Source organism: Bifidobacterium tibiigranuli (genome assembly GCF_022655035.1).
Taxonomy (GTDB): domain Bacteria; phylum Actinomycetota; class Actinomycetes; order Actinomycetales; family Bifidobacteriaceae; genus Bifidobacterium; species Bifidobacterium tibiigranuli_A.
In genome coordinates this window covers 1-26,505 of the sequence record NZ_JALCUA010000001.1, presented here as the reverse complement: position 1 = coordinate 26,505, position 26,505 = coordinate 1, and the positions used below count along the sequence as shown (strand labels likewise).

The window sequence follows — 26,505 nt, the reverse complement described above, 5'->3', positions numbered from 1 at the left end:
TTAAACATTGTTCCCCTACGCCAGAGAGTGCTTGGCATAGGGGAACAATGTTATATGGTGCAAGACGCGCAAGGAGGCAGGTAATGGGCTGCGCGACGCTTACCACAGATTGACGATGACCATGTAGATGGCGACCATGTGGCAGGCGAACCCGGCGACGGTGCCGAGGTGGAAGATCTCGTGGAAGCCGAAGATGCGCGGCCACGGGTCGGGCTTGCGCAGGGCGTAGACGATGGCTCCGGCGATGTAGCATGCCCCGCCGGCGGCGATGAGTATCACGACGACTGGGCCGGCGGCGGGGGAGAGCCAGAACAGCCGCATGAATGCGAGGCCTGACACGCCGAATACGATGTAGACGATGACGTAGAGCCAGCGCGGCGCGTTGATCCAGATCACATGGATGATCATGGCCACGAAGGTGCAGCTCCACATGCCTACGATGATCGCGGTGCGCCAGAAGGAATCGAGCGCGAAGGAGACTGGCGTGTAGGTGCCGGCGATCAGCAGAAAGATATTGAGATGGTCGATGCGGCGCAGCACGTCGGTGACGCGCGGCGACCAGTCGCCCAGATGATAGGCCGCCGAGTTGATGAACAGGAACGCCGAGCAGGACATGAAGATCGCGCAAGCCCATTTCAGCCCCGTGCCGTGCGCCAGACAGATCAGCACGATGCCGGCCGCCAGTGCAAGTGGCGCGGATATCGCATGAATCCAGCCGCGCAGGAGCGGCTTGGGCCGGCCGTGCACGTCGAGGCGCACCCGGCGCGTCGTTACTGGCACGCCTTCGATGTGTGCGGCATGGGCTTCGCCGCGTGCGATGATGGCTGCGGCTCGCCGTTCGGCCATACGACGCACGGAATCGGCTCTGTTGCGCGCCTTGGCCCGCACCGCTTCGGCCTTGGCATGCGTGGCCTGCTCGCGGGCCGCTATGACGGCGGCGCGCTTGCTCTCATCCTCGGTTTCGAGTTGGTTCGGGCTGTCCATAATCCTCCGTTGCCATATGTTACGCAAACGTAACTTACGATACCGTAACCAGTGTCAATGTCAAGCTGGATGATGACATCGTACAGCTCCGTGCACGTTTCATGCAGGTCTTGCCTTGCGTGCTGATCTTGCCTTGCGTGCCCACGTATGCCACGGCTTGTGGCCTAATCTGCCGGCTCTGAGCACGTTACCCTGTGCCGCGGTTGACGCGTTGCGTATGATGGAGGCCATGGCTGATTTCACTCACATTCTCGCAACGCGCCCTGATTTCGATGACAGCGACCGCGAATGGCTGCATCATCTTGTCGCAGACTGGCAGGTGGTCGCCGACCTGAGCTTCGCCGATCTGCTGCTTGTCTTGCAGCGGGGCGATGGACGCTATGTCGTCGCCGAGCAGTGTCGCCCGTCCACGGTGATGACCCTGCGCATCGACGACGTGGTGGGCAATGAGGTCAAGGACGATCTGATCGGTGAGCTGGATACGACGATGCGCTCGAACGACATCGTCCGCTCCACCGTGCTGCGCGATGTGGAGCGTTCGACGGTGTGCAATGTCTATGCGCCGGTGCGCCACAATGGCAAAACGCTTGGCGTGGTCATCCGCGAGACGAATATGTCGACGCGAGAGTCCAACGGCCGCTACGAATCCGAGAGCATCAACGCCGGCAAGCAGCTCTTTGAGATGATTCCGCGCGAGCAGTTCCCCTACCATGATCCGGTGATGAACCAGCGCCACAACGCCCGCGTCTCCGACGGCTTCATCCTGCTGACCGTGGACGGCGTGGTGCGCTACTCCTCGCCCAACGCCATCAGTTGCTTCCGTCGCCTCGGCGCGGTGACTACGATGCAGGGGCAGTACCTGAGCGAAATCGGCACACAGCTGCTGCACACGAAGGATCCCGTCCCTGAGACTCTGCCTCTGGTGCTCTCGGGCAAGGCCGCCGTGGACTCCGAGCTGAACGCGAATCACTCCGTGGTTTCGATTCGCTCCCTGCCGCTGTTTGACGTGAATGGGCGGTCCGGCGCGCTGGTGCTGTGCCGCGATGTAACCGAGCTGCGTCGGCGCGACCAGGAGCTGCAGACGAAGGACGCCACGATTTCGGAGATCCACCACAGGGTCAAGAACAACTTGCAGGCCGTCTCGGCCCTGCTGCGGCTGCAGGCGCGCAAGACCAAATCCGAGGAGGTCAAGAAGGAGCTTGCGGAGGCCCAGCGCCGCGTGCAGACGATAGCCATGGTGCATGAAGGGCTGAGCCAGACCGCTGACGAGATGGTGGATTACGACAAGGTCATCTCGAACCTGCTCAGGATGACCGTGGACCTCGCCACCATGCGCGACCAGCACATCCATATCAGTTACATCGGCTCCTTCGGCATGATGCCGGCCCAGGATGCCACGCCGCTCTCGCTGGTGCTCACCGAGCTGATCACCAACGCCGTCGAGCACGGCTTCGAAGGGCGCAAGGAGGGCCATATCACCATTTCCGTGGGCCGAGGCGGCAACAATCTCAACGTGGTCGTAGAGGATGACGGGTCCGGCCTGGACACCGAGGAGGATAACGGCATGGCGCGGTCCTCGGGCTCAGGGCTGGGCACGCAGATCATCAACACCTTCGTCACAAACGATTTCGGTGGCACCGTCCATTGGGAGCCCCGGCGCGAAGGCGGCACCAAGGTCATCCTCGACATGCGTCTGCGTGCGGCCCAGGACCCGCAGGAGGGCGACAGCGTGTCGGCTTTGTGAGGGGGTCGGGAGGCTTGCTCTTGCTCAGGCGTGGCGGGGTTTTGGCTCTGGCGGTTTTGGCGGGCGCAATTTGGTGTGCGAACACTGCTGATTTCGTGATTTGCCGGCGGGAATCTGGCTATCTCGCTTATGTGTGGCGTTATCCGGGCTTTGCGGAGGTCTATCTGCGTTACGTGAGGCGCTATTCTGCGGTGTGTCGAGTATTATGTGGCCTAAAACCGCGGTTTTCAGCCAGCGATACTTGGGGTGCTAGGGAATTAACGCCTCATATAATGCAGATAGACCTCTGCGGCACCTCCATAACGCCTCACATAACGCTGATGCATTCGGGGCAGGGCGATTGCGAGCATCCAGCTGCTCGCTGCTGGCAGCAAAGGGCCGCTGGCCGCGCGCCGGCGGCTTTTTGCTGCCAGTATTCCGGGGCAGTTGGCAGTAAAGGGCCGCTTAGGAGGTGGGCAGTAAGCCAGTGGGGGGTCGCAGGCGGGGCGTTCTTTTTCTCGGAGGCGTTTCGGATGCGTCATTGGTGATGTTGCGTCTGCATTGGGCGGGAAAAAAGATGAAAAGTTTTTTGGCGGATTGTCTTTTGCGTGCTTTGCTGTGTTCTGACGCATTCGGCGTTTCGGTATCGTGTGCAGTTTGAGGACAGGAGCAGGGAACATGGGAAGAGCAAAACCGTATAGGATCGCCCGGCTGGCCCGGCTCGCGCTGGGAGTATTGCTGCCAGTGGCGATGGCCCTGGGTATGAGTGCTGCTGTCGCCCCGGCCGCCACGGCCGCGACCGGCATGTGCACGCCGGATGTGAGCACCATCGCGCAATGCTTCCCGGATCCGAATCTCGCCAACCTAGTGGCGCAGGCTACTGGCGGCTATGACGTGGGCCAGACGCTGACCAAATATGACATTGCCAGCATCACTGAACTAGACGATCAAGACGATTCAAGTATTCAGAGTAATCAAATCACTAATCTGCAGGGCATCGAGAACCTCACCAACCTCACCAGTCTGGACCTCGGCTGGAATCGGGTCAGTGATGTTGGTCCGTTGTCCAAGCTCACTAAGCTCACCTATCTGGACCTCGGCTGGAATCGGGTCAGTGATGTTGGTCCGTTGTCCAAGCTCACTAAGCTCACCGGACTGGACCTCGATAGCAATAAAATCAGTGATGTTGGTCCGTTGTCCAAACTCATGAACCTTACCGGGCTGGACCTCGATATCAATCTGGTCAGTGATGTTGGTCCGTTGTCCAAACTCACCAACCTCACCGGGCTGGGACTCAACGGCAATCAGGTCAGTGGTGATGTCAGTCCGTTGTCTAAGCTCACCAACCTCACCATACTGAGCCTCGGTGGTGATCAAGTCAGCGACATCAGTCCGTTGTCCAGGCTCGCCAACCTCACCACGCTGTTCCTCTACGACAATCAGGTTAGTGATGTTAGCCCGTTGTCTAAGCTCACCAACCTCACCTATCTGGACCTCTACGACAATCAGGTTAGTGATGTAAGCCCGCTGGCCAAACTCGCCAACCTCACCTATCTGGGCCTCGGTTCACAGTCGGTTTCGTTGCCGGCGGTGGCGGCTTCTTCGGTGTCGGTTCCTACGGCCAGGAGCGTGGATGGCTCGTTCGTGACGCCCGATAAGCTGGCTCCCTCGTCCGGCGCTTATGACGCGAAGATGGGCACTGTTTCGTGGAAGGGCCTGAGCGGGTCGGGCAGCGTCAGCTTGCACGCAGGCACGACGGTGACGATCGGCAAGACGTCAAGTCAGTTTGATGTGACCATCACGCAGCCTTATACGCCTCCGAAGCCTCCAGTGGTGAAGTATGCGGTGTCGTTCGATGCGCAGGGCGGCTCGGCCGTCGTCTCCCAGCCGGTCGTCAAGGGTGGCAAGGCGATCAAGCCGGTCAACCCGACGCGCTCGGGCTACGCGTTCGCCGGGTGGACGAGCGACAAGGCGGGCACGAAGCCCTACAGCTTCAACACGGCGGTGAACGGGAACATTACCTTGTATGCGCAGTGGAAGGCAGTTCCTAAGCCCACCCCGACCTACACGGTGTCCTTCGATGCGAACGGCGGGAAGTTCTCTAATGGCTCGGCCATGCAGAAGGTGTCGGTCAGACAGGGAGCGAAGTACGCGCTGGCTGCGGCCCCTGCTCGTGCGGGCTACTCGTTCACAGGCTGGTTCACGGCCAAGACCGGCGGCTCGAAGGTGACGGGTTCGCCGGTCGCCGCAAGCTCGCGTACTCTGTACGCGCAATGGGCCAAGAACAAGCCCAAGCCGGCTGCGACGGCCACAATATCCTTCGATGCGAACGGCGGGAAGTTCGCCAATGGCTCGGCTTCGCAGAAGGTGTCGGTGAAGCAGGGCGCGAAGTACGCGCTGGCCAAGGCCCCCTCGCGTTCGGGCTACATGTTCTCCGGCTGGTTCACGGCCAAGTCGGGCGGTTCGAAGGTGACAGGTTCTCCGGTCGCTACCGGCTCGCGCACCCTGTACGCGCACTGGGTCGCGGCCAAGCCGGCTCCCAAGCCGTCGCTGGGCACGCCGGTGCCCGTGTACCGCGTGTACAACCAGAACTCCGGATTGCACCACTACACGACCAATGCCAAGGAGCGCGACGCGCTGGTCAAGCTGGGCTGGAAGAGCGAAGGCACCTCGTTCCAAGCCGCCAAACAGGGCTCCGCTTCCGGCTTGAAGCCCGTGTACCGGGAGTACAACCCGCACAACGGCAACCACAACTGGACCCTGAACCCGAGCGAGCACAAGACGCTGGTGGGCCTGGGCTGGCATGACGAGGGCGTGGCGTGGTACGCGAGCCCCGCCGGGCCGGTGACGGTGTACCGCCTGTACAATCCGCATTCCGGCGAGCACGTGTACACCACCAGCGCCAAGGAGTACGCGGCGGTCGGCAAGGCCGGCTGGCATCAGGAGGGCACTGCGTGGAAGGGATTGTAACGAGCGTGTAAACGCGCGGGTTGGCATTAAGAGTCTGGCCGTGCGGAATTGAAGCGGTGGAGCGTTGAGACGCTGGCTGCTGGCGGTCTCGATGCGCGGCGGTGGCGGGCGGCTGTTTCCCTTGGCAGGGGAGCGGCCGCCCGCTTTTCGTGGTGCCTGGTGGGCGTTGTGCCGGGGCTGGCTGCGCTGGGCATTCGTGCTGCGCCATAGACCGGTCGTCCGTGGTCGTTCATGGTCGTTCGTGTCTGGGCGTGGCTGGTGGCTGGCTGGTGTCTATTCAGCAGTTTTTCGCCTATTCAGCACTTCGCATGGTAGGCGCCGGATTCGGGTTGCGGGGTTTTGGCGGAATATGGCCGTTCCTGGGTCCGGGCGCGTGGGCGGCGCGGGGCTTGGCCGGGCGTGATCTCGCTCGATGCGCTTACTGGATTCTCTGAAGAATGGCGTTGATGCGGATATGTGCTCAGGGCCGAGCTGATGGGCCGGCTTGTGCCAGAACCGACTCTGTCTTGTATGTCTTTGCGAAATGCCGGGGCGTGATATCGGGCAGGGCGCGGAACGTGCAGCCGTCTCCTTCGAGCTCGCGCGGCGTGCCGAATCACGCAGTTTCTGCATGACGCAGCAGACGGGAAACGTGCCGAATCACGCCGAATAAAAAAAGATGAAAAGTTTTTAGGCGAATTGGATTTTGCGTGCTTTGCTGTGTCTTAGCACATTCAGCGCTGCGCATCCGCACGTAGCTTGATGACAGGAGCAGAGAATATGGGAAGAGCAAAACCGAACAAGGTCGCCCGGCTGGGCCGGCTTGTGCTGGGTCTGGCGCTGCCGGTGGCGATGGCCCTGGGCATGGGCGCCATCGCCCCGGCTGCTACGGCCGCGACCAGCACGTGCACGCCGGATGTGAGCACCATTTGGCAGTGCTTCCCGGACCCGAATCTCGCCGACGCTGTGGCGCAAGCTACCGGTGGTTATGAAGTGGACCAGCCTCTGACCAAACATGACATCGCCAGCATCACTGAACTAACCGCTGAAGGCGATCCGGGTATTCAGAGTAATCAAATCACCAATCTGCAAGGCATCGAGAACCTCGCCAACCTCACCAGTCTGGACCTCGAGTCCAATCATGTCAGTGATGTCGGTCCGTTGTCCAGGCTCACCAGGCTCACTAAGCTGGAACTCGGCGGCAATTGGGGGGTCAGTGATGTCGGTCCGTTGTCCAAGCTCACCAAGCTCACCGATCTGGACCTCAGCTACAATCCCATCAGTGATTTTGATCCGTTGGCTAAGCTCACCAATCTCACCGGCCTGGATCTCAGTGACAGTGGTATTAGTGATGTGACCCCGTTGTCCAAGCTCACCAACCTCACCGGCCTGACCCTCTATAAAAATGGGGTTAGTGATGTGACCCCGTTGTCCAAGCTCACCAACCTCACTGGCCTGAGTCTTAGCTGGAATCGGGTTAGTGATGTCAGTCCGTTGTCCAAGCTCACCAAGCTCATCGTGCTGGGGCTTAACGACGGCAATCAGGTTAGTGATGTGAGTCCGTTGTCTAAGCTCACCAATCTCACCGACCTGTACCTCTACAATAATCGGGTTAGTGATGTGAGCCCGTTGTCCAAGCTCACTAACCTCACCGTGCTGGGTCTCGGTCCGCAGTCGGTGTCGTTGCCGGCGGTGTCGTCTTCTTCGGTGGCGGTGCCTACGGCCAGAAGCGTGGATGGCCCGTTCATCAAGCCTGACACGCTGACTCCCTCGTCCGGCTCGTATGACGCGAAGACGGGCAAGGCCTCATGGAAGGGCCTAAGCGGGTCGGGCAACGTCAGCTTGCACGCGAGCACGACGGTGACGATCGGCAAGGCGTCGGATCAGTTTGACGTGACTGTCACACAGCCGTATACGCCTCCGAAGCCCCCGGTGGTGAAGTATGCGGTGTCGTTCGACACACAGGGCGGCTCGGCTGTCTCCTCGCAGTCGGTCGTCAAGGGCGGCAAGGCCGTCAGACCCGCCAATCCGACGCGTTCGGGCTATACGTTCGTTGGCTGGACGAGCGATAAGGCTGGCTCGAAGCCATACGACTTCAACTCTGCGGTGAACGTGAACCTGACCTTGTATGCGCAGTGGAAAGCGGTTCCCAAGCCCAAACCGACCTACATGGTGTCGTTCGACGCCAACGGCGGCAAATTCGCCAACGGTTCGGCCATGCAGAAGGTGTCGGCCAAGCAGGGAGCGAAATACGCGCTGGCCGCTGCTCCCTCGCGTCCGGGCTACACGTTCACAGGCTGGTTCACTGCCAAGACCGGCGGCAGCAAGGTGACTGGTTCGCCGGTCGCCGCAAGCTCGCGCACTTTGTACGCGCGTTGGGTCGTGGCCAAGCCGGCCCCCAAGCCTGCTCTGGGCACGCCAGTGCCGGTGTACCGCGTGTACAACCAGAACTCCGGACTGCACCACTACACCACCAGCGCCAAGGAACGCGACGCGCTGGTCTCGCTGGGGTGGAACAACGAAGGCACCTCGTTCAACGCGGCCAAGCAGGGCTCCGCTTCCGATCTCAAGCCCGTGTACCGGGAGTACAACCCGCACAACGGCAACCACAACTGGACCCTGAACCCGAGCGAGCACAAGACGCTGGTCAAGTTGGGCTGGAAGGACGAGGGCGTGGCATGGTACACGAACCCCGCCGGCCCGGTCACGGTCTACCGCCTGTACAATCCGCACTCGGGCGAGCACGTCTACACCACGAGCTCCAAGGAGTACGCGGCGGTCGGCAAAGCAGGCTGGCACCAGGAAGGCACCGCCTGGAAAGGACTATGACTCCGTGCAGCCACAGGCCACCAGCCACCAGCCACAGCACCCATACTAATTTCAGCGCAATTCGAGAATAAGTCCATGTAACAATGAAAGGAGAATACATGAGTTACGTCATGCTATTCATCATCAGGCCGCTGCGGCATATTGCATCGCGGCAGGGTGGCTATGCTTCAGAAACGACTGAGGTGCGGCAATGAAACGGAATGCATTTGCGACTTTCCTCGTGGTTGCCTTGCTGATGCTCGGCACCGGATGCGGTTCCTATGATGCCAGCGGCGATTCAGACTCGGCAGGCGATTCATCGGCTGACTCATCGGCTTCATCCAGCATGCCGTCGGATTCACCTTCCTCGGCGCCTGCGGATGCTCCGTCTTCGCCATCTTCTACGGATTCGGCCGCGTCGGGCGATTCGATGCCCAAGGTTGCCGACCTCACGCAGGCCGCCGTTTACGACATTTTGCTGAATGCAGGGTATACAGGCGTATCGAAATTCAGTACGACATACTACGGCCTTGACAATGCGGTGCAGTCCCAGAGCATAAATTACACGCTTATCGGGCAAGTCAAGGATGTGGCGGCTCTGAAATCCTCACTCCCGGAGTTCAACGATTCCAATATCAAGGTCGAACAGGGCGAATGGGTGTTCGCGACCAACTACAAAATCGGCACATTGAGCAATCTTGCCGACTTGAGAAACATTCAATGAGCATTCAGTAAGCATTCAATAAATGACTGTCCAACCAGTCCTAAGGAGTTATGTGATGAATTGCGTGTCATGTGGTAAAGAGCTGCCCCACCAAGCCAACTTCTGTCGGTATTGCGGGGCGAAACAGGTTTGGGCTGCGAGCTCGGCGGCACCGGCATCTTCGGTGGCGCCGGTCCCTGCGCCAGAGCCGTTGCCGCAGCCGACACCGGCGATCTCACAGCCGTATGTAGCGACTGTCAGTCCGCAGGTGTCTCAGCCGTCATCGCAGGTGCCGCCGCAGGTACAGCCTCAAGTGCAGCTTCAGATACCGTCTCAACAGTATGCGTATCAACCGATGCCGGTGGATACATCGTCGGGCTTCGGCTATGGGGTGCTGGGTTTCTTCTTCCCGGCGATCGGGCTGATTCTGTATTTGGTGTGGAAGACGGATCATCCGCGCCGCGCGCATAGCGCAGGGGTCGGCGCGCTGATCGGCATGATCGCGCAGGTCGTGTTCTGGTTTGTCGTATATGCGGTCCTGTATGGAGCGGTGCAGTCGATGTCGACGTACTAAGGGGTCCGGGCTCCGGGAGCCATACACAAGTCGGCTATTAGGATTTCGCACTGGCGGAATTGCAACGAGCAAAAAAGCTAACTGACGACTTGTGTATGCCAACCCGGGTGTGTCGCTCCTCATCGCGGGCGCGCAATGAACTGTTCGTAACTGCTGGGCCATAGGCGCAGGGCGAAGGGAATGGGAATAGATATGTTTTGTGAGCAATGCGGGTCGCGCATAGCCGAAGACGCGGCGTTCTGCACCAATTGCGGTGCGCCAGTGACGCCTCTTGCGCAAGGAGCGGCATCGGAACCGTTGGAACATGCGGCGTCGGAGCGTACGGCGTTGGCGCGTACCGTATCGGAACATACCGTATCGGACGGGTCTGCCGGACGCGGTACTTCGCAATCCGCCTCTGCCGCCCCCTCATACGTTCCCAGCACTGTCGCGGCTACGGAAGCGTGGCGCAGCGCAAGGTCTTGGGTCTCGACCCACCTCGCGCCTGTCATCGCTGCCGCCGTGGTCGTGATGCTCGTCGTAGCGGGCGCAGCATATACATCCTCCGCTACGATTCCAGGAACGAATATCGGCGCATGGGCCAAAGGCGGCGCACAATCTGTCGAAGCCCGCGCCGCCAAGCTCGCCAACACGCCTTCGTTCGCGAACGGGTATACGACGGCGTGGAGCGAAAATGCATCGACATTGGCTTCCCAGACTGACACTGATACATCGCAAGCCTTCACTCCTACACTAGTCGCGCAAACCAGCAAGGTGTGGGCGTATTCCAACGGGGCGCAGATCGTTGGCGTCAATGCCCAGAGCGGAAGCACAATCTGGTCTTCTCCTACGTATGCAGGCATCGACTGCATTTCCGGGCAGATGCACCAACAACTGGTATGTATGTCGTATACGGCTGACGAGGTATCCGGGTCTCCAGATCATCCGGACAAACTTCTATTCATGGATGTGGCCAATGGAACAATCACCTCGTCTGTTCCCCTTGCAGATTTTGCCTCCGCATCCACGGACACGCTTTCGCTGCGCGCGGTGTACAAAGATTCCGTGATTCTTCAGGATGAGACAAACCAGTGCAACGACAAGATCGAGTGTCTGACGAGTTTGCTGGCGCTCGATAGCTCCGGCAAAACGATATGGCGTTCGAAGCAATTCTATTCAGGAGTGGAGGCTAACAATATGTCTGGAGCGTTTGCCAGTCATATACGAATAGCCGATGGCGTAGGGGTTTTTGTCAATTACAGTCCCGGGCGAGTCGGCTCGTTCGCCATCAATCTCGACAATGGCGGGTTGTTGTCAGCGTCCGGAAGCGAACTGTTCGGGACCACGCTTGTCGCGGGCGGCAGCGGCGGCAGCGCGTCATCGTCATCCTTCACCATGCCATCGGGCAAGGCGGGAACCATTGTCCAAGGTGACCCTGTCACTTTCGCCACCGGCACGCCGGTCCCGAGTCATCCTATACTGCAGCGCAACGATAGTAGCTCTGCAGTAGGTTACGAGGCCCCGCCGACTGCGATCTCATCCCCGGACTATGGGTGGACGATTGACTCCTCGACGCCGGGCATGACGTTGAAATCGCCGTCAGTCTATGGCACATTCGTCGGGGCTTATAACAATGGCGAACTTGTCTTTCTTGATGATACCGGCCATGTGATCCGCGTAGACGAGCGCAGCGGCAAAATCTTGTGGTCATCAACGTACACCGGCTTTTCGCATGAATTAGGTGATGATTACTGCGTTCGTGCTGCCGTTCTGGACGATGGGACCGTGCTCGTACAGGACTATACGCATCCGGCAGTCCTCGCCCCTGATGGAGAGGCCGGAATAGGGTTCGTTGTGGCTCTCTCAGGGGAAACCGGTGCACAGTTATGGCAGGCCGATGGAAACACACCGCTTGACGCGTATGAAGGCATGAGTGAAGCCTCAGATACCTCTTCGATTGCTCAGCAACTCAACGACGCTATCCCGGTGATTACCGGAAGCGCTGGAATACAAGGTTCCTCCCAAACCATCGCCCGCCTCGACCCGGTGAAGCCCCAGCCGCGCGTAAAGGGCATGCCTAGCGCCATCGCGTCGTGCCCGGCGGGGTGGACGCCGGTGAGCTGGTCGACATGGAATGGCGATACGCCCGGGCATACGCTGGTGTGCCGCTCCTCTGCCGTGGACACGTATTACGTTTTCATCGACGCGGACGGCGCTTTATACAGCACGCAGACGGCGACGTTCAGCGACACCGGCTGCTATGTCGCCAAGTATGACAAGGACGATGCGAGCGCGCAGGTGTGCTTCGATGGCGGGGCGACCTGGTTCACCGGCTCAGGTGCGACGAAGGCCTATGTCGCGTCCGATGCGTGGAATGCTTCCGGTACGACGACCGGCTTCTCCAGCCCGCCGAGCGCCAAGGTCGATATTCCCGACTGCCCTGCCGGCTCTTCTCCGTTGTCGCTGTCGACATGGGACGATGGCTTGCTGCTGACGTGCGGAACGTCAGCCGGGTCGGTCACCAAGTTCATCCTGCATGAGGGCTCCAAAACCTCTGCAGGCTCCTCGATGAAGGACTCGGGCAAGGACGGCGTATGCGGGCAGGACGACGCCGGGCAACGGGTGTGCCAGACTTCGGACACGGTTTCGATCGGCAAAGACGGTTCGACTACGGCGTTCCCGACGAGTTCGAGCTTCACCCCTCAAGCTGGTCAGCGCAACAGCCTGCATGCGAAGAAGGCCACGACGGTAGACGATGCGCAGGCGCAGCTCGATGCCGAGGTCAAGCAGGACAAGGACCTCGTGGAATCGAACTTGGTGGGCATGTGGACGCCTCAATTGTCGGCCAAGTACATCGGCTTCAACGACGGGACGACCGACTACGACGCGAAGGCGATATGGAACCAGTTCCAAACGTTCAAGCAGAAGTATCCCACGGCTTTACTGCTCAAAGGAGCTGATTGGAGCTCACTGGGATTCACGACCACGCCCTCGCTGCAGGGTCATGACTGGTACACCATGGAATCAGGCATCACGTACTCGGATCCGAACGAGGCGAACCGCTGGTGCTCGACGGAAGGATTCACCCCGGAGAACTGCTTCGCCGTGCAGGTTAGCCACGGGCCGGCCGACCATACCGCGCATATGTGGAAGGAAGGCGACTTCTAACGGTATCAGACGCAATTGGGGCCTCCGGAAAATTCCGGAAGCCCCAATTCTAGTCGATTCTTGAACCGGCGGCTATGATAGCCGCTGTACTCAGATCTGCATCTGCATGTTCTGCGAACGGCGGGCGCGCATGGCGCGACGCTTCAGAGCGCGACGCTCATCTTCGCTCAGGCCACCCCACACGCCATAGTCTTGGTTGGTGTCCAGCGCGCACTTCAGGCAGGCATCGATCACCTTGCAGGTGCGGCACACGGCCTTGGCCTCTTCGATCTGCTGGTACGCTGCCCCGGTGTTGCCCACGGGGAAGAACAGCTCCGGATCCTTGTCGCGGCATGCCGCCTTCGCGCGCCAGTCAAAAGCACTGCTCATCAAATTTGCCTTCCTGTTGAAACCAGATGTTGAGTTCATGGCGCATAGCTGCCGTCATGATGTCAACGCTGTAAGTTCCCTACTAGATAACCACGAACGCATCGAATTTTCAAGGGTTTTCGCCCAACTTGTCCAACTTATCCGGTTGTTCCGATTGTTCCTGCACTCGAGGGGCGAGACACTGGACGAGCGTCGCGTTGCCATCGCGCAGGAGCACCGCTCGCCCGGGGGTCTGCACGGCCGCAGCATCGAAGGTGGCGAGCAGATTCGCCGGTATGCCGTTCATGAGGTCGACGGCACGTTCGCCGGTGGGCATGACGACACGTGTCGTGCAGTGCTCGGGGATGCGGATATGCCGCGAGGTGCGCACGGCGAAGATCACAGTGATCGCAGCATCGGCCAACGCTGACCTGAGTCTGCTCGCAGCAGAGTCGGCGCACAACGGCTCGAACCATGCGTCGGCGTCGTCCACCAGCCAGATGGCGTGCGGGGGAGGTGTTTGAGCATGGGGATTAGCCGCAGATCGATTCCCGGCAACTGCCCCAGCAGATAGCTCTGCAGAGACGGAGCCTTCCCAGGCAGATGCTTCTGCAGCCCCATTAAACCAAACCGCATCCAGCCCTTCTACAGCGCACGCCTGAGCGTATATCGTCTGCAGCAGCGTGGTTTTGCCCCGCCCTTGCATGCCGATGACAGCGATATTGCCGCGCTCGATGGGCAGCATCGCCGCATCGAGTGCCACGCCGGTGTCGCCGAGCGCGAACGGCACGGCTGAGCGCGAGGCCGTGGGGGAGCGGCCCAGATGTTTGGCGATGCTGTGCACCATGCGTGGCAGCGGAGCGGTAAATAATGGAACGGCAGCACGCCCTCCGCGAAAACGCTGAGCCAGCCGCATCGCCTGAACAAGACGCTCGATGCTGTGCGTCTGGGCGCAGCGGATGGCAGTCAGCTCCCCGCCGTCGGCGCAGTAGGCACTGCCGGGAAGCTCAGGGGGAATCGTGGCCGCCCTCGTGTCTCCCAGCAGCTCGCTGGATTGGACCCCGTCGCGCACGCGCAGGCATATGTTCAGGCTCATATTCGCCTTCATAGTGGCGCTGACCTGTCCCAAGGGGTTCTGCGTGCAGGCGATGACGTGCATATCCAGCGAGCGCCCCAGCGAGGCGATACGGGTGAGCCTGTCGACATAATCGGGGAGTTGATTGCTCAGGGCGTGGAATTCGTCAACGACAATCACCATCGCCGCAGGCCGGTCAGGCAGCGCTCGCAGATCGCCCACGCGCTGCCGAGCAACCAGTCGTTCACGGCGTTCGAGCTCCTGCTCGACGGCGAGCAGAGCGCGCGTGGCATGGTGCAGATCGAGATCGCATACGCTGCCGACCGCATGCGGCAACTCTTCGAGCCGGTTGAACGCGGAACCGCCTTTGAAATCCAGAAAGACGAAATGCAGCCGCTCCGGCGGGTTGGCAAAGGCCATCGACAGGCACCAGCTTTGCAGCAGCACCGATTTGCCCGATCCGGTGGTGCCTGCGACCAAGGCGTGCGGCCCTTGGCCGGCGAGGTCGAGCATGTAGACGCCGTCGCTCGACATGGCCACGGGTACCCGCAGGCTTCCTGGCTGCAGCCAGCGGCGCACCACGCTTCGCCACATCAGCGGCTCCTTATCCACGCCGAGCAGCGATTCCAGCGTCCGCAGAGCTAACGTGCGCATGCCGTCACGGGGCGTTTGCGTCTCCTGGTTCGTGATGCTGGATGGTGACGGCATGCCTGCTGGCGACGATGCCGTATCGGTGCGCGCGGCGAGCAGCATTGCTATCAGCGTGGTCACCAGCCCGGGCGCGACCATCAGAGCGAACAGCCAGCGTCGTTCGACAAGCATCAGCACTGCCATCATGATCTGCGTGAGGGCCGGCGCTCCATAGCGCAGCATGAGCATGCTCCGTTCGCGCTTATGCCGTTGATGTTGGCGGGCTGGCTTGCGGCTCAGCCGTCGGCTCGGTTTATGCCCCGGTCTGCGGCTCAGCTTGTGGCCCGGCTGGTGATGGCGTGCGTTCATGCTTCCAGTGTGAAGGCGGTCGCAGTCGGTCCGCAAGCGATTCCGGGTTATGTGGTCGAAGGCTTGGGGCACCGGCGTGTCGCGTGGTATTCCGCCAGTTATGCGATGCCGGTATGGGCGATCATGGGCGAATCGCAGGGAATCGAAGAGCGAATCATCGTTCCCTGAGCGACACGATTATCCGTGAATCAGCCCGACGACGGTCAATCCAACGACGATCAATTCGTTGAGTCCATAGTCACATCGTTCTTCGTGTTGGTGATGGTGAAGTCCGCGTTGAACGAGGCGATGAGGAAGTTCGTCGAATCGTTGCCCGTGGCGTAGGCGCCCGAACTGTCGGAGCCATCGAAGCTGCTCGACCCGTCGGACTGGGTGTTTTGCCCGTTCAATCCATTGGTTGCGTTGTTTTCGCTCGACACATTGCTGCCCGGTATATATTTGACCTGCGAGACGTACAGGCAGGTCTGCGTGTAGTCGCCGCTTGCGGTCTGCGTATCATCCGCATTGCTGACGTCGGAGTAATCGAAGTCCCAGTCCAGACTCCATGTGACGTCATACGTGTTCACGCCCGTCTGCACGATCTTGTTTACAGTCGCGTTGCTCAAGGTTATCGAAGAGGGCTTGAAGCCGCCCGCGACGGGTGATTTCACATCTGTCACGCCATCCTGCATGAAGCGTGTATACACCGGGTTGTTGGTGCCGCCCTCGAACACTGAAGCGGCATCATCCGAAGCACGGCCGTCCACCGTATTCGACAATATGCTCTGCGCATTGGAGAACAGTCTGCCTGCCGCATTCTGTGTGAGCTCCTGGCCCCAGTTGAGATAGATCGATGTGCCGTCGGCGATATCGCTTACCGGCGTGGATTTGGTTTTCACGATTCCGTCGGTGAAGGCCCTCTGTACGCGGAGCTGCTGGTTGGCGAGCACGGGAATCTGGTTGAATTTGTAATCCCCGCCGTTCAGCGTCCCGATTTTCGAGTCTCCGACGTACACATCGCCATCGAGCACATTCGAATAAAGATGGAACGTGATGAACTGAAGGTTGAAATCAGCTTGGGTGCTGCCCGTCGTCGCCTTCACGTTCTGTCTCAGGTTGACGCCGACCTGATTGATGGTTCCCTTGGCGGCGACATCATATGAGCCCGGGAACATGCGATTAAGCGATTGCGCGTAGGAATTGGAATCTGCCGTGCCTACGTTCGAACCGGCGACCGACAGCGTGAGCCCTTGGGCATCCGTCTGCAGCTTCATCTTCTGAGGCGTGACTGCGACCTGGTATTTGGGGAAGAAGAGGTATTGGGTTCCGGTGCGTTGCATATGCGTGCCTGGTAGCAGGCCGTTGTGCGGAGCAAAAGATGAGGCGGAGAGCGAAGCGGGCAAAGCCGGCTTGTATTTCAGGTCGGCTGCGGCCACCGGCTTGCTGGTATCCGACCACACATACCAGTGCAGTGTGTCGTTGCTCAAGGGCTTGTGCGTGTTGTAGTCGTTGATGTAGCGGTTCAGCTCGCTGGGCTGGTGCGCCCAGTAGAAGCTGAAGCCGGTTGGTGAAGCGCCGAAGTAGTTCAGGAAATAGTACCCAGCCGAACCGGCGGCCCACAGTAACCCGGAGAGGATGACGCCCAGCCACACCCACAGCTTGAAATGCTTCGGCAGCGGCCTTGTGACACGAGCCTGAGCCTGTTGAGCGGGTATCGCTGTGCCTAACGCCACGGGCGGTTGCGCGTTGCCGCTTTCATCTTGGTGGGTTTGGTAAGCCGGATAATCCGGCGTCTCGGGCTGCACGACAGAAATCAGCTCAGTGGCGATGCCGTCGTCCTGCCAAGGTGACTCGGCTGATGCCGTACTTTCGGGTGAGAGGCCTTCGGAAGCAGCGGCATCGAGAGCTGCGGTGTCAGATATCGCATCAGCTGACACTGCGTTATCCGGCTCGCCTTCGAGCGCGGCAAGATCGAATCCGCTGTCTTTGGTTGCGCTGAACTCTTGAATCGACGGCTTGCGGCCGTATCTTCCCTCGTATGCCAATGCCCAGACGCGCGGCAACGCCGCCGGCGGCACTTCGCCCAGCGATGCGAGCGAAAAGCCCTGTGCCTTCGCAGTCGCGAACTCCTGCGGACTTGGTTCGTGAGAGAAAGCCTGATTGAAAAGCGCTGCCCATTGTTGTGCTTCCATTGCCTGCCTCATTTCACTGCACATATCTTCGAACTGCGAACATCTTCTTATCCCTCATTGCTGCGCTTATTGACTGCGATGCTCCGTTTGGTTATGGGCGAGCATTGAGGCATTCATGGGCAAATATACAGCTCCAGCGCAAAAGCGACGAAAAACTTTTCACGCAATAATGTTCGGCGTGTCGCGCGGTATTCCGCCAGTTATGCGATGCCGGTATGAGCAATCATGGGCAAGTCACTAAGGAATCAAAAAGCGAATCTGGGAGGTGCCGAGCGGCATAGCAGCATGGCGATATTCCCAATACAAGCATCAGCGCTGCATACGATGACAGCTGTGTTGACAGGTATGGCACCGGTGCAGGGAGATATGCTGCCGAACGGGCCTACTGCTGAGCGGCCTCTTCCAGCGTGCCCACGGTGCCGGGCGCATGTGTGCCCTGGGCGAGTTCGCTGAATAGCGCATGGTTCTTGGCGTCGTCAAGCAGCACCGAAGAACCCACGCCGTCGACGTAGTAGCCCGGATCGGTCCAGTACAGGGTTCCGTTGATGCCCTTCGCGCCAGTGGCCGCGCGGAAAGCCATCGCCATCTGCGCCAGCGTGTACGGGTTGGTGGCCTGATCCACGGTGATGGACTTGAGCGCTGCAGTGGCGACCTTGTTCAGCTTTCCAGGATTGGCGAGAGTGGAGCTTTTCGCCGCTGTGCTGATGATCGCCCCGATGACCTGACGCTGGCGGGCTGCCCGCCCGAAGTCGCTTTGGGGATCCGAGTAGCGCATGCGCGAGAAAGCCAAAGCGGTGTCGCCGTTGGCAAGATGGCAGCCGGCCTGCCATTTCAGCCCGGAATCCACGTCATCGACCGTATGGTTGTAGCACAGCTGCACCCCGCCCAGAGCATCAACGATTCCTTTGAGGCCGCCGAATTGAATCAGCGCCACATGATCGATATGCTGCCCGGTGACATTTTCGACCTGCGCGACAAGCTGCTTCTGGCCATCGGCCTGCGCGACTGCATTGATCTTCATGTACTCGCCATTGACGTTGACCAGGGAATCCCGGGGGACGGAGATCAACGAGCTGGGCCCGGAATTGGGCTTGGTAAGCACGAGGATGGTATCGGTGCGGTATCCGGTGGTGCCATCATCGCCAGTGGTGCCATCGCGTTTGTCGGAGCCGAGAATCAGCCAGCTCGTGCCTGCGGTGTCGGCGTGGTTGGTGACCCAGTCGGATTTATTGAGTCGGCCATCGACCCAGTTCCATGTGCCGAACATCGCCAGAATCAGCAAAGTGATGATTATTGCCACGGCGATGAGCAGACGACGCAGACCGCGGTGCCGAGTGCGGGTCGCGCCAGACTGTGCCGGGCCCGATGCCCCAGATTTTCCGGGGCCATGTGGTGCGGCATTGCGCAGTGCAGCATTATTCCGCTGCCCAGCACGATGCTGCTCGGCACGGTATGGTTCGGTGCTGCGTGATTGCGAGACGAAGGACGCCGGCTGCGCTGCCGATCCGGCCCGGCTCGTTGAGCCGGTGGTGCGGCGTGCCGGGCGGGCGGAGCGCGGTGCCGAAGCCTGTGGTTCTGCGGCGTGCGAGGAGTGCGCTGGCTGAAAACTGGGCGCTGACGAAGAGGCGTGTGCGGCATCATCAGCGCCGTACTGCCGTGCCGATGGCTGAGGGGACGACTGATGCGCCGGTGATTGCGAGGAAGAGCGCGGCGACGGCTGGTGCGAGAAGGCTGCGCGGCGTTTGGCCTGGGGGGCGAAGCGGGCAGGCTCACCTTGTGAAGGAGCCGAGCCGAACGATTCCATCGCATCGGCGGCAGGGGTTGCGTCCTGAGGTGAACGGCGTTTGCGCGTGCTGGCAGGAACGAAACTCGGCGGTGTCGCCGGTGTGTTCGTTCCATCCGTTTCCAGGCTCATATACCCTCCAATGCACGAGTCCGTTCCACTTCTACTCGGATGGTTCGTCCGCTCGTGCGGCTCGGCTCACTTCTGCGCAGGAACGGCACATACCGTGGAATTGAGATAACGATCTGCGATGCCGATATACTCGCCGGTATTCGGATCGGTTATCGAGCCATCCACGGGGTTGACGGTGCCGCCGGTATTCGGATCAATCAGCGTGCCGTCCGCCTGAGTGATCAGCCCGGTTTTCGGATCAGGAGTCGGCGCAGGGCTTTGCGATGCACCGGTCGGTGCACTTGACTGGTCAGCCTGTGGCGTGGGAGATGCGGAGCTGCCCGCGGTGGGGGTTGCATCCGTCAGCGGCTTGTTCGTACGCAGCTTGGCCCACACTGCGTCCGCACCGGGGGCCCATACCCTGCGATTGGGGTCGCTTGGGGCCTCAGTGACAGGTATGGTCTGGGCGTAGAAATGCGCGGGATTCATATTCTTCAGGCTCACGGCCAGACCGGTGAGCGTCGGGATGCTGGCCAGCCCTTCACTGATGCTCAGGGAATGCAGCGCGGCCTTGGACAGCTGGTAAAGCTGGCCTGTCTGCGTGAAGAGGTTCTTGCCCAGCGCCTCGCTCATAAGCTGCTTGACCAGATACTGCTGCCGCGTCGTACGCATGATATCGGTGCCGTCGGTTCCGGTGCCGTGCCGCATGCGCGCGTACATCGTGGCGTGCAGGCCGTCGAGATGCTGCAAGCCCTTTTTCAAGTCCAGTTCGGTGTAGGTGTCCTGAGTGTCGACCGGCACGCACACGTTGACGCCGCCAACCGCGTCGATCATGTCCTTCAGCCCTTGGAAATCGACGACGACGAACTGCTGCAAGTCCAGTCCGGTAAGCGCGTTGACCGCGTTGAGCGTGCAGTTCGCCGCCGACGAGAGGCCGTCGCCTTGATCCCAGGCGGTGGAGAAGATCGAGTTGAACATCACGCCGTACTGAGCCGGAATCGTGCCCTTCGGAGTCTGGCAGCTGGGCACGTCCACCAGCGAATCGCGTGGAATCGAGACCAGATTGATGAAGGAACGGTCGGCGCTTATCTGCACCACCATCGTGGTGTCGGCATTATGGCTGCCCGCGTCGGCTGCGGTGCCGCCGCTCAAAGCCTCATTGCCCGAGCCGTCGCGCGTGTCCTGACCGAGCAACAGGAAGGAGATCGGCTTGCCCGCATTCGGGTCGATCGGTTCGGCGGCTTTGCCGTTTCTCGGCCCGAAGACTGGAATCACAGTAGCCGCGTTCATCAGATCGAGGGCTGTGGCGGAGGCGACGGTCGCAAAGAGGACGAGCACCGCCACAAGCACGGAGGCGACCACGGTGCGTGCCGTATGCCGCACACGGTAGCCGGGGCTGTGACGCGGCCGTGTGTCGCGCCAGCCGTGCAGATTGGGGAGCCGGTCATCGCTGCGATGAGAAGTCACGCTGTAGCCTTCCTGCCGTCCGGCGTATGCATTGCGCATGTTCCTGCCGAGAGCCTGATAAGTAGTTGAACCCCTAGATTGTATGCCACCAGCTTGTGAAAAACTGGGAACGCGAGTCTTCAAAGGCCATACGTTTACGAAATCCGCCCCTGGACCCTTGAATTCCCCTCGTGAAAAGGCGGTCTTCGTGCAATATCACAAAGTCTGGGAAAATGCAGCATTGACACGCATGGAATTTGACAAAGGCCAAGTGGCACGTGTGTAATTTAGCGTAGCTGACATGAATCCAAACGTAGGCAGGATACGACATGTGGGGTGTCATTGATGATTCCGAGGAGGGAACACAGGCCGAGGGCGCGCTATGGGGATTGTTCCGCCCGGACGACGATCTGTCGTGGCAGCATCAGGCGTTGTGCTCGCAGACGGATCCCGAGGCCTTCTTCCCCGAGAAAGGCGGCTCCACACGGGATGCCAAGCGCGTATGCGCACAATGCGAGGTGCGCGAGCAATGCCTGCAATGGGCGCTGGAACACGACGAACGGTTCGGCATATGGGGCGGCATGAGCGAGCGGGAGCGCCGGCGCTACAAAAGGGAGCGCAGGGAGCAGGCCTGAGCCTCGATCGAACTCCTGCGTACACTGGACGTATGAATGCAACAGGCAGCGTCGATATCCAGCAGGTATTGGCTCGGATCATAGCGGCTCGTCCCTATTCGCATCGTCAGGATGTGGAACGCGGCGTGGCGGCGGTCATTACGCTCGCAGAGGACATGCGCTTTTTCGAAGCCACGTTGGGGGCGGTGCTGACCCAGAGCGTATTGCCGGAGTTCATCGTGGTCGCCGACTGCGCAGGCCGGGTAGGCCTCCCCGTGCAATCGCAATTCGAGGTCATTCCCACTCCTGCGGGGCCGGCCAGCCAGGTTCCCGAGACGAAGACGGTCAGCGTGCGGCTTGTCGGGGTCGAGGACGCCGCCTCCTTCGGCGACGCGGTGTCTAAGGCTTTGGACGCCGTGCATCTGGATAATGGCCTGCGCTGCGTATGGATGCTGCACGACGATTCGCGCCCTGCCGACGAACGCTGCCTTGAGCATCTGCTTGAGACATGGCGCAATGCGCCGACTGCGGCGCTGCTTGGTGCCAAGCAGCTGGACTGGCAGGCCGAAAATCTGCACGACGTGGGCTTCTATGCCGGCAGGCATCGCCTCGAAAGCCTTGTCGTGGACGGCGAGCCCGATCAGGAGCAGTACGACGGCAGACAGGATGTGTTTGCGGTTTCCCTGGCCGGCGCCCTGGTGCCGATGCGGACGCTGCATGCGCTGGATGGCGTGAACCCGTGGTTCGGCACCTATGGCGAAGCCGCCGACTTCTCGCGGCGCGTCTGCCTTGGCGGTGCGCGCGTGGTGGTGGTTCCTGCCGCGCGCATCGCCCATCGGCGCGCCCGCTTCGAGGGGGTCCGAACGCGGGATGGCGAGCCCGTCGACGAGCGCTATCCGCAGGATCCTGCCATGTCGGTGCTGCGTGCCGAGCAGCGCTATCGCTACACGGACATGCATCGGGCATGGTGGCCGCTGGTGTGGCTGTGGAGCCTGATTCAGGTGCTGGGGCTTGCCGTGCGCCACTTCTTCGCTAAAAGACCATACGCGGCGTGGTGCGCGCTGCGGCTGCCCTGGTATGCGCTGGTGGATATGCCGACAGCCTTCAAGGCGCGGGGCACCGTGCGGCGGCAAAGTTCCACGACACTCAAGAAGCTGCCGACCTTGGTGGCGGATCGCCATCAGCTGGCGCAATGGCGGCAGCGGCGCGATGCGCTGGAAAGCCAGCAGCACACGGTGCTGCTCAATCCGTTGGCCAAAGCCCATCTGCGTCGGCGTGCCCTGGCGAGATTTGGTGCCGCCGGGGCGATGGCCCTTGCAGCATGCGCTGTGGTCGTTGTGCTGTATTGGGATGTTCTGCGCTCCGCGCTGGCAGGAGGTTCGCTGCTTTCGCCGCGGCTCATACCCACGCAGGCCAGCTTCCTTCAGCTTGTTCAGTCCGCTACTACGCCGTGGGTATTCGGCGTCTCGACCGGGGTGCCGGCACCGCCCGCGCCGTGGCTGCTGGTCTGGCTGCTGACCTCGCTGCTCACGCTGGGACACACCGCAGCGGCGCTTTCCTTGCTGTTCTTCGCCTCCGCTCCGGTATGCGCCTTGTCGTTCTGGGCCCTGGCCGGCATCTTCACGCGCTCCGATGCGGTCCGCGTAGTTTCTGGACTGCTGTGGTTCGCCGCCGCGCTGGCCTTGGGCTTCTACGGCAGCGCCGACCTTGCCATGCTCACGGTGATGATGTTCCTGCCTGCGGCCTTCGCCTTCGTATTCCGGGCCGTGGCCGTCTACCGCACCGAGGACCCGGTGCAGCCGCGCTCTTCGGTGCAGGCTGCCGCATGCTCGGCGCTGTGCTTCATCCCTGTGGTGGCTGCCGAACCGCAGTTGCTGCTGGCGCTGGTGCTGGCGTTCCTCGTATTTCTGATGCTGGTGCCGAGGCATCGTGCCATGCTGCTGCTCATTCCGCTGCCGGCGGCGTTCATGGTGGCCCCGACGCTGCTCAATGCGGTGCGCTATGCCAGGCAGGGCTTCTGGCGTCAGCTATTCGGCGACATCACGATGCCGTCCGTTGCGCTCAATGGGCGTCCTCGGGCGATGAGTTTCATGGATATGGCGGCTTCGGCCTTCGGCGTGCCGCTGCATGGCGTATCCGTGACCGGCGAAGCCACAGGCGGCTGGGAGTACTGGCTGGGCATTGGCGCGATCATTGTGCTGGTCGTGCTGGTGGCGCTTGCGGTCATCGCGCTGTTTCTGCCCTTCGCGCTGCGCGTCTCGCGCATGATGTGGGTTCTCGCCGTGTTCGGCATCGCGCTTGGCTTGGTTTCGACGCGAATCGTTATTGCGGTGGATGCTGACGGTCCTGTGGCCGGTTCGGTGGCGCCGGGATTCGTGCTGGCGCTGTTCGCAGTACTGTGCTGCTCATGTCAGGTGGCAGGCGGTGCCGTCAAGCGCTACGAGCCGTTGTCGTCGCCAGCTTCGCCTGCTTTACCACTGTCTTCATCGGCTTCGCCGGCTTTGCCAGCGTCGGTATCAGCGACATCGCTAACGTCGTCGTCAACACCAGCACCTGAGCGTCATCGCATCGCTGGCGGCGTATCTGCCACAGCGCTGCCCATACGCGCAGGCCGCGCCTTGCTTGTCATCCTGCTCGCCCTTGGCTCGGCCTTGTGGCTCGCATTGGGCATCACGAGTTCGAATGCGCATCAGGTGAGCGTGAGCAATGGGGGGCTTCCTGCGGTCGCCGTCGATTACTTGGGCAACGGTGCCGGGCATCGCATTCTTGCGCTGCGGGTCGATTCCGCAGCCGGCGTGTCGTATGGCGTTCTGCGAACCGGCCGGGGCGATCTGCTCGATTCCTCTGCCGCGCAGCGGGCGCAAGTCGTCTCGGGGGTGGGCAACGCCGATGATGCCACGCTCAGCGAGGCGAGCGCGAGACTGCTGACCGACATGGACAACGATGCCGTGACAAGCATCGTGCGGCTCGGTTTCGGCGGCATTTACGTCGCGACCGGGGGCAGCACTGTCCAAAGCCGACTCAGTGAGGCGCTTATCACCCATATCACCGCCTCCGACGGCGTGCAGTCCGTCGTCTCCAACGCTTCGGGGACCTATTACCGGCTTACTGCGCTGGGACCGCAGGCCCCGGGCATCGACATGACCCGGCAGCAGGCGATCGAAGGCAGCGCGTGGAGACGAGCCTGGCTATGGAGCGCCGGTCTGCTGCTGGTGCTGTATGGCTTGGTCGCCATGCCGCGGCCCGGTCGTCGTTTCAGGGAGGAATCATGAGCGAAACACCTCGACGCAAATCGCGTGGCACCGGCCGGATCCGCCGCATCATACTCGCCGTGATCACTACGGTGCTGCTGGTCGCGCTGTTCGCCGCGCTGAGCGTATTGCGGCTTGTGCCGCAGTGGACGGACGCCACGGGTGTGTCCGCATCGGCACGCGGCTATGACGTGTCGCAACGGCAGGTCACCGCGTACTGCCCTGCGCGCATGGCGCTTTCGGACGACGCATCGTATGGCGATAGCCAATACCATGTCTCGCAAGGCAATATCGCCTCTTCGGCGCGGTATGCCGCTTTCGGCTCGGTCTACCAGTCAAGCGTCGGAGCGTTGGACGGCAACGGCACGCAGACGCTGCTCAAGGATGTCGACTCTCAGGACCAGACGGATGTGAAAGTCGCCGCAGGGGACGCCGATCACGGTGCCCGGCTCGTGGACACGCGGCTGCTGCAGGCGCAGTCAGGCACTGGCAGCGCAGCGTCGATTGCCGCGTGGGCCACGAGTGGAGATCTCAAGGGCATGTCCGCCGCGTCCTGCGTGCCCACTGGCCTGCAGCAGTCCTTCCTCTTGCCCGATACCTCTACAGGCACCACGCAGCAGCTGGTCGTGGCCAATCCCTCAGCCAAGGCGACTTCGCTGCGCGTTGACGTCTGGGGATCCAAGCAGACCGGTACGATGACGCTGTCGACCGGTAGAACGCTCAACGTCGCGGCCTACGGCGAGTCAACCCTCGACCTGGCTGCTGGAGCAAGCGATCAGGACGCTCTGTTCGTCACGGTGTCGAGCCAGGAGGCACCCGTCGCCGCAGTGGTGCGGATCGTGCATATGGATGGGCTGACCTCCAAGGGGTCGGATTTCGCCATGCCGTTGAATTCCTCGACGAAATCGACGACGTTGAACGGCTTCAACAAAGGCGATTCGGTCACTCTGCTTGGCTTCAGCGAGGCGAATGCAGCGGTCGAGGCTTCATGGGTGGGCGGCTCGGAAGGCGGCAAGCTGCACACCGCCCAGTTGACCGGCGGCAAGGTCTCGGCAATCGATCTGGGGCAGGCCCCCAAGGATGCTTCGGCGCTGCGGGTCACCTCGGATTCGGCGCTGTATGTTGCAGCGAAGGTCACCGACTCCGGCCATGACGGCATCGAGGACTTCGGATTGGTTGATTCTGCGCCAGCCGTCGCGTCCTCGGCCATCGCGCTGCCGGACAAGGTCGGGGGCGACGTCATCGTGGGCAATCCCTCCGATGGGATGCGCAAGGCGACGCTTACCGCCTACGACGCCGATGGCCGGCAGGTGAGCGACAATGCGCTGAAAGTCGGTGCGCACGGCGTGTCGCGGCTGAGCTCCAAGGATTTCTCAGACAAGGCCAAGCTGTTCGTGCTCAGCGGCAACGCCGGCTTGCAGTGGGGCATCAGGCTTTCGCAGGATGATGTGAGCAACGCCAATCTGCCCGGCGTGTCCTGGCTGGGTCCGCAGCCGCTTGAACCACGGCACGCGCATGTGCGCGCCGCTGCGAGCCAGCAGATCGCGCACTAGGCGGGTGCGTGCGAGTTGCGAATACCAGTCAGCGAATACTAGTCGGTGCGTGCTGGGATTGCGTCTGTAGCGCACCTGTAGTGTGCTTGCCTCCTACATGCCCCAGTCGGGGTCGATCTCCTCAGGGCGACGGCCATAGAGTTCGGCGATGCGCGACACCAGCTCGTCGCGAATCGCCCATTGCAGCTCCATGCGGGTCGTCACCTGCATCTGCAACGCCATGCGGTACAGCACGATTCTGGCGGGCACGCCATGCTGGGCGGGGA

At 61.2% G+C, this 26,505-nt stretch carries 17 protein-coding genes; 10 read left to right on the top strand and 7 right to left on the bottom strand.

The features are described 5' to 3' along the window. Positions 1-99: 99 nt before the first annotated feature. The gene (gene trhA / locus LKK40_RS00085; RefSeq protein ID WP_304308152.1) at positions 100-984 is read right to left on the bottom strand and encodes a PAQR family membrane homeostasis protein TrhA; all 885 of its coding nucleotides are present in this window, start codon (positions 982-984) and stop codon (positions 100-102) included. A gap of 229 nt (positions 985-1,213) precedes the next feature. Between trhA and LKK40_RS00080 the strand changes: the two genes are divergently transcribed. From LKK40_RS00080 to LKK40_RS00055, 6 genes are all read left to right on the top strand, one after another. Then, positions 1,214-2,728, top strand: a complete 1,515-nt coding sequence (locus LKK40_RS00080; RefSeq protein WP_304308150.1) for a sensor histidine kinase — start codon at positions 1,214-1,216, stop codon at positions 2,726-2,728. Between the two features lie 657 nt (positions 2,729-3,385). Next, on the top strand, positions 3,386-5,677 hold the full coding sequence (locus LKK40_RS00075) for an InlB B-repeat-containing protein (protein WP_304308148.1): 2,292 nt from the start codon (positions 3,386-3,388) through the stop codon (positions 5,675-5,677). 759 nt (positions 5,678-6,436) lie between these two features. Further along, entirely contained in the window at positions 6,437-8,485 is a 2,049-nt protein-coding gene (locus LKK40_RS00070) for a leucine-rich repeat domain-containing protein (RefSeq protein WP_304308146.1), read from the top strand. Between the two features lie 190 nt (positions 8,486-8,675). Then, positions 8,676-9,188: a hypothetical protein gene (locus LKK40_RS00065; RefSeq protein WP_304308144.1), complete on the top strand. Its 513-nt coding sequence runs from the start codon at positions 8,676-8,678 to the stop codon at positions 9,186-9,188. Positions 9,189-9,522: 334 nt separating this feature from the next. After that, positions 9,523-9,741 carry a hypothetical protein gene (locus LKK40_RS00060; RefSeq protein ID WP_304308142.1) on the top strand — a complete coding sequence of 73 codons (219 nt, stop codon included), beginning with the start codon at positions 9,523-9,525 and terminating at the stop codon, positions 9,739-9,741. A gap of 180 nt (positions 9,742-9,921) precedes the next feature. Beyond that, entirely contained in the window at positions 9,922-12,888 is a 2,967-nt protein-coding gene (locus LKK40_RS00055) for a PQQ-binding-like beta-propeller repeat protein (RefSeq protein WP_304308141.1), read from the top strand. 90 nt (positions 12,889-12,978) lie between these two features. Here LKK40_RS00055 and LKK40_RS00050 read toward each other — a convergent pair whose 3' ends face one another. Together LKK40_RS00050 and LKK40_RS00045 are read right to left on the bottom strand one after the other, a co-directional pair. Then, positions 12,979-13,257 (bottom strand): WhiB family transcriptional regulator, encoded by a 279-nt coding sequence (locus LKK40_RS00050; protein ID WP_024462875.1) that lies wholly within the window; start codon positions 13,255-13,257, stop codon positions 12,979-12,981. A 109-nt stretch (positions 13,258-13,366) separates the two neighbouring features. Beyond that, on the bottom strand, positions 13,367-15,310 hold the full coding sequence (locus tag LKK40_RS00045; protein ID WP_368491384.1) for an FtsK/SpoIIIE domain-containing protein: 1,944 nt from the start codon (positions 15,308-15,310) through the stop codon (positions 13,367-13,369). Positions 15,311-15,319: 9 nt separating this feature from the next. On the opposite strand from LKK40_RS00045, the gene LKK40_RS00040 reads away from it, so the two are divergent. After that, positions 15,320-15,478: a hypothetical protein gene (locus LKK40_RS00040; protein WP_304308137.1), complete on the top strand. Its 159-nt coding sequence runs from the start codon at positions 15,320-15,322 to the stop codon at positions 15,476-15,478. Between the two features lie 50 nt (positions 15,479-15,528). Here LKK40_RS00040 and LKK40_RS00035 read toward each other — a convergent pair whose 3' ends face one another. The 3 genes from LKK40_RS00035 to LKK40_RS00025 form a co-directional block, all read right to left on the bottom strand. Further along, positions 15,529-17,481 carry a TcaA 3rd/4th domain-containing protein gene (locus LKK40_RS00035; RefSeq protein WP_304308135.1) on the bottom strand — a complete coding sequence of 651 codons (1,953 nt, stop codon included), beginning with the start codon at positions 17,479-17,481 and terminating at the stop codon, positions 15,529-15,531. 382 nt (positions 17,482-17,863) lie between these two features. After that, a complete protein-coding gene (locus tag LKK40_RS00030; protein WP_304308133.1) occupies positions 17,864-19,396 on the bottom strand; it encodes an LCP family protein in 1,533 nt (510 codons plus the stop codon). 66 nt (positions 19,397-19,462) lie between these two features. Beyond that, complete coding sequence (locus LKK40_RS00025) at positions 19,463-20,842, bottom strand: LCP family protein (protein WP_304308131.1); 1,380 nt, start codon at positions 20,840-20,842, stop codon at positions 19,463-19,465. Between the two features lie 308 nt (positions 20,843-21,150). Here LKK40_RS00025 and LKK40_RS00020 point away from each other — a divergent pair, with 308 nt between their 5' ends. From LKK40_RS00020 to LKK40_RS00010, 3 genes are read left to right on the top strand one after another with little or no spacing between them, the layout of a single operon-like run. Next, a complete protein-coding gene (locus tag LKK40_RS00020) occupies positions 21,151-21,456 on the top strand; it encodes a WhiB family transcriptional regulator (protein ID WP_152579873.1) in 306 nt (101 codons plus the stop codon). A 32-nt stretch (positions 21,457-21,488) separates the two neighbouring features. After that, complete coding sequence (locus LKK40_RS00015; RefSeq protein ID WP_304308127.1) at positions 21,489-24,707, top strand: glycosyltransferase family 2 protein; 3,219 nt, start codon at positions 21,489-21,491, stop codon at positions 24,705-24,707. Next, the gene (locus LKK40_RS00010) at positions 24,704-26,239 is read left to right on the top strand and encodes a DUF5719 family protein (protein WP_304308125.1); all 1,536 of its coding nucleotides are present in this window, start codon (positions 24,704-24,706) and stop codon (positions 26,237-26,239) included. The genes LKK40_RS00015 and LKK40_RS00010 overlap by 4 nt, the downstream gene beginning before the upstream one ends. 93 nt (positions 26,240-26,332) lie before the next feature. Here LKK40_RS00010 and LKK40_RS00005 read toward each other — a convergent pair. Then, on the bottom strand, positions 26,333-26,505 hold a 173-nt coding region (locus LKK40_RS00005; RefSeq protein ID WP_304308912.1), incomplete at its 5' end, for a metallopeptidase family protein.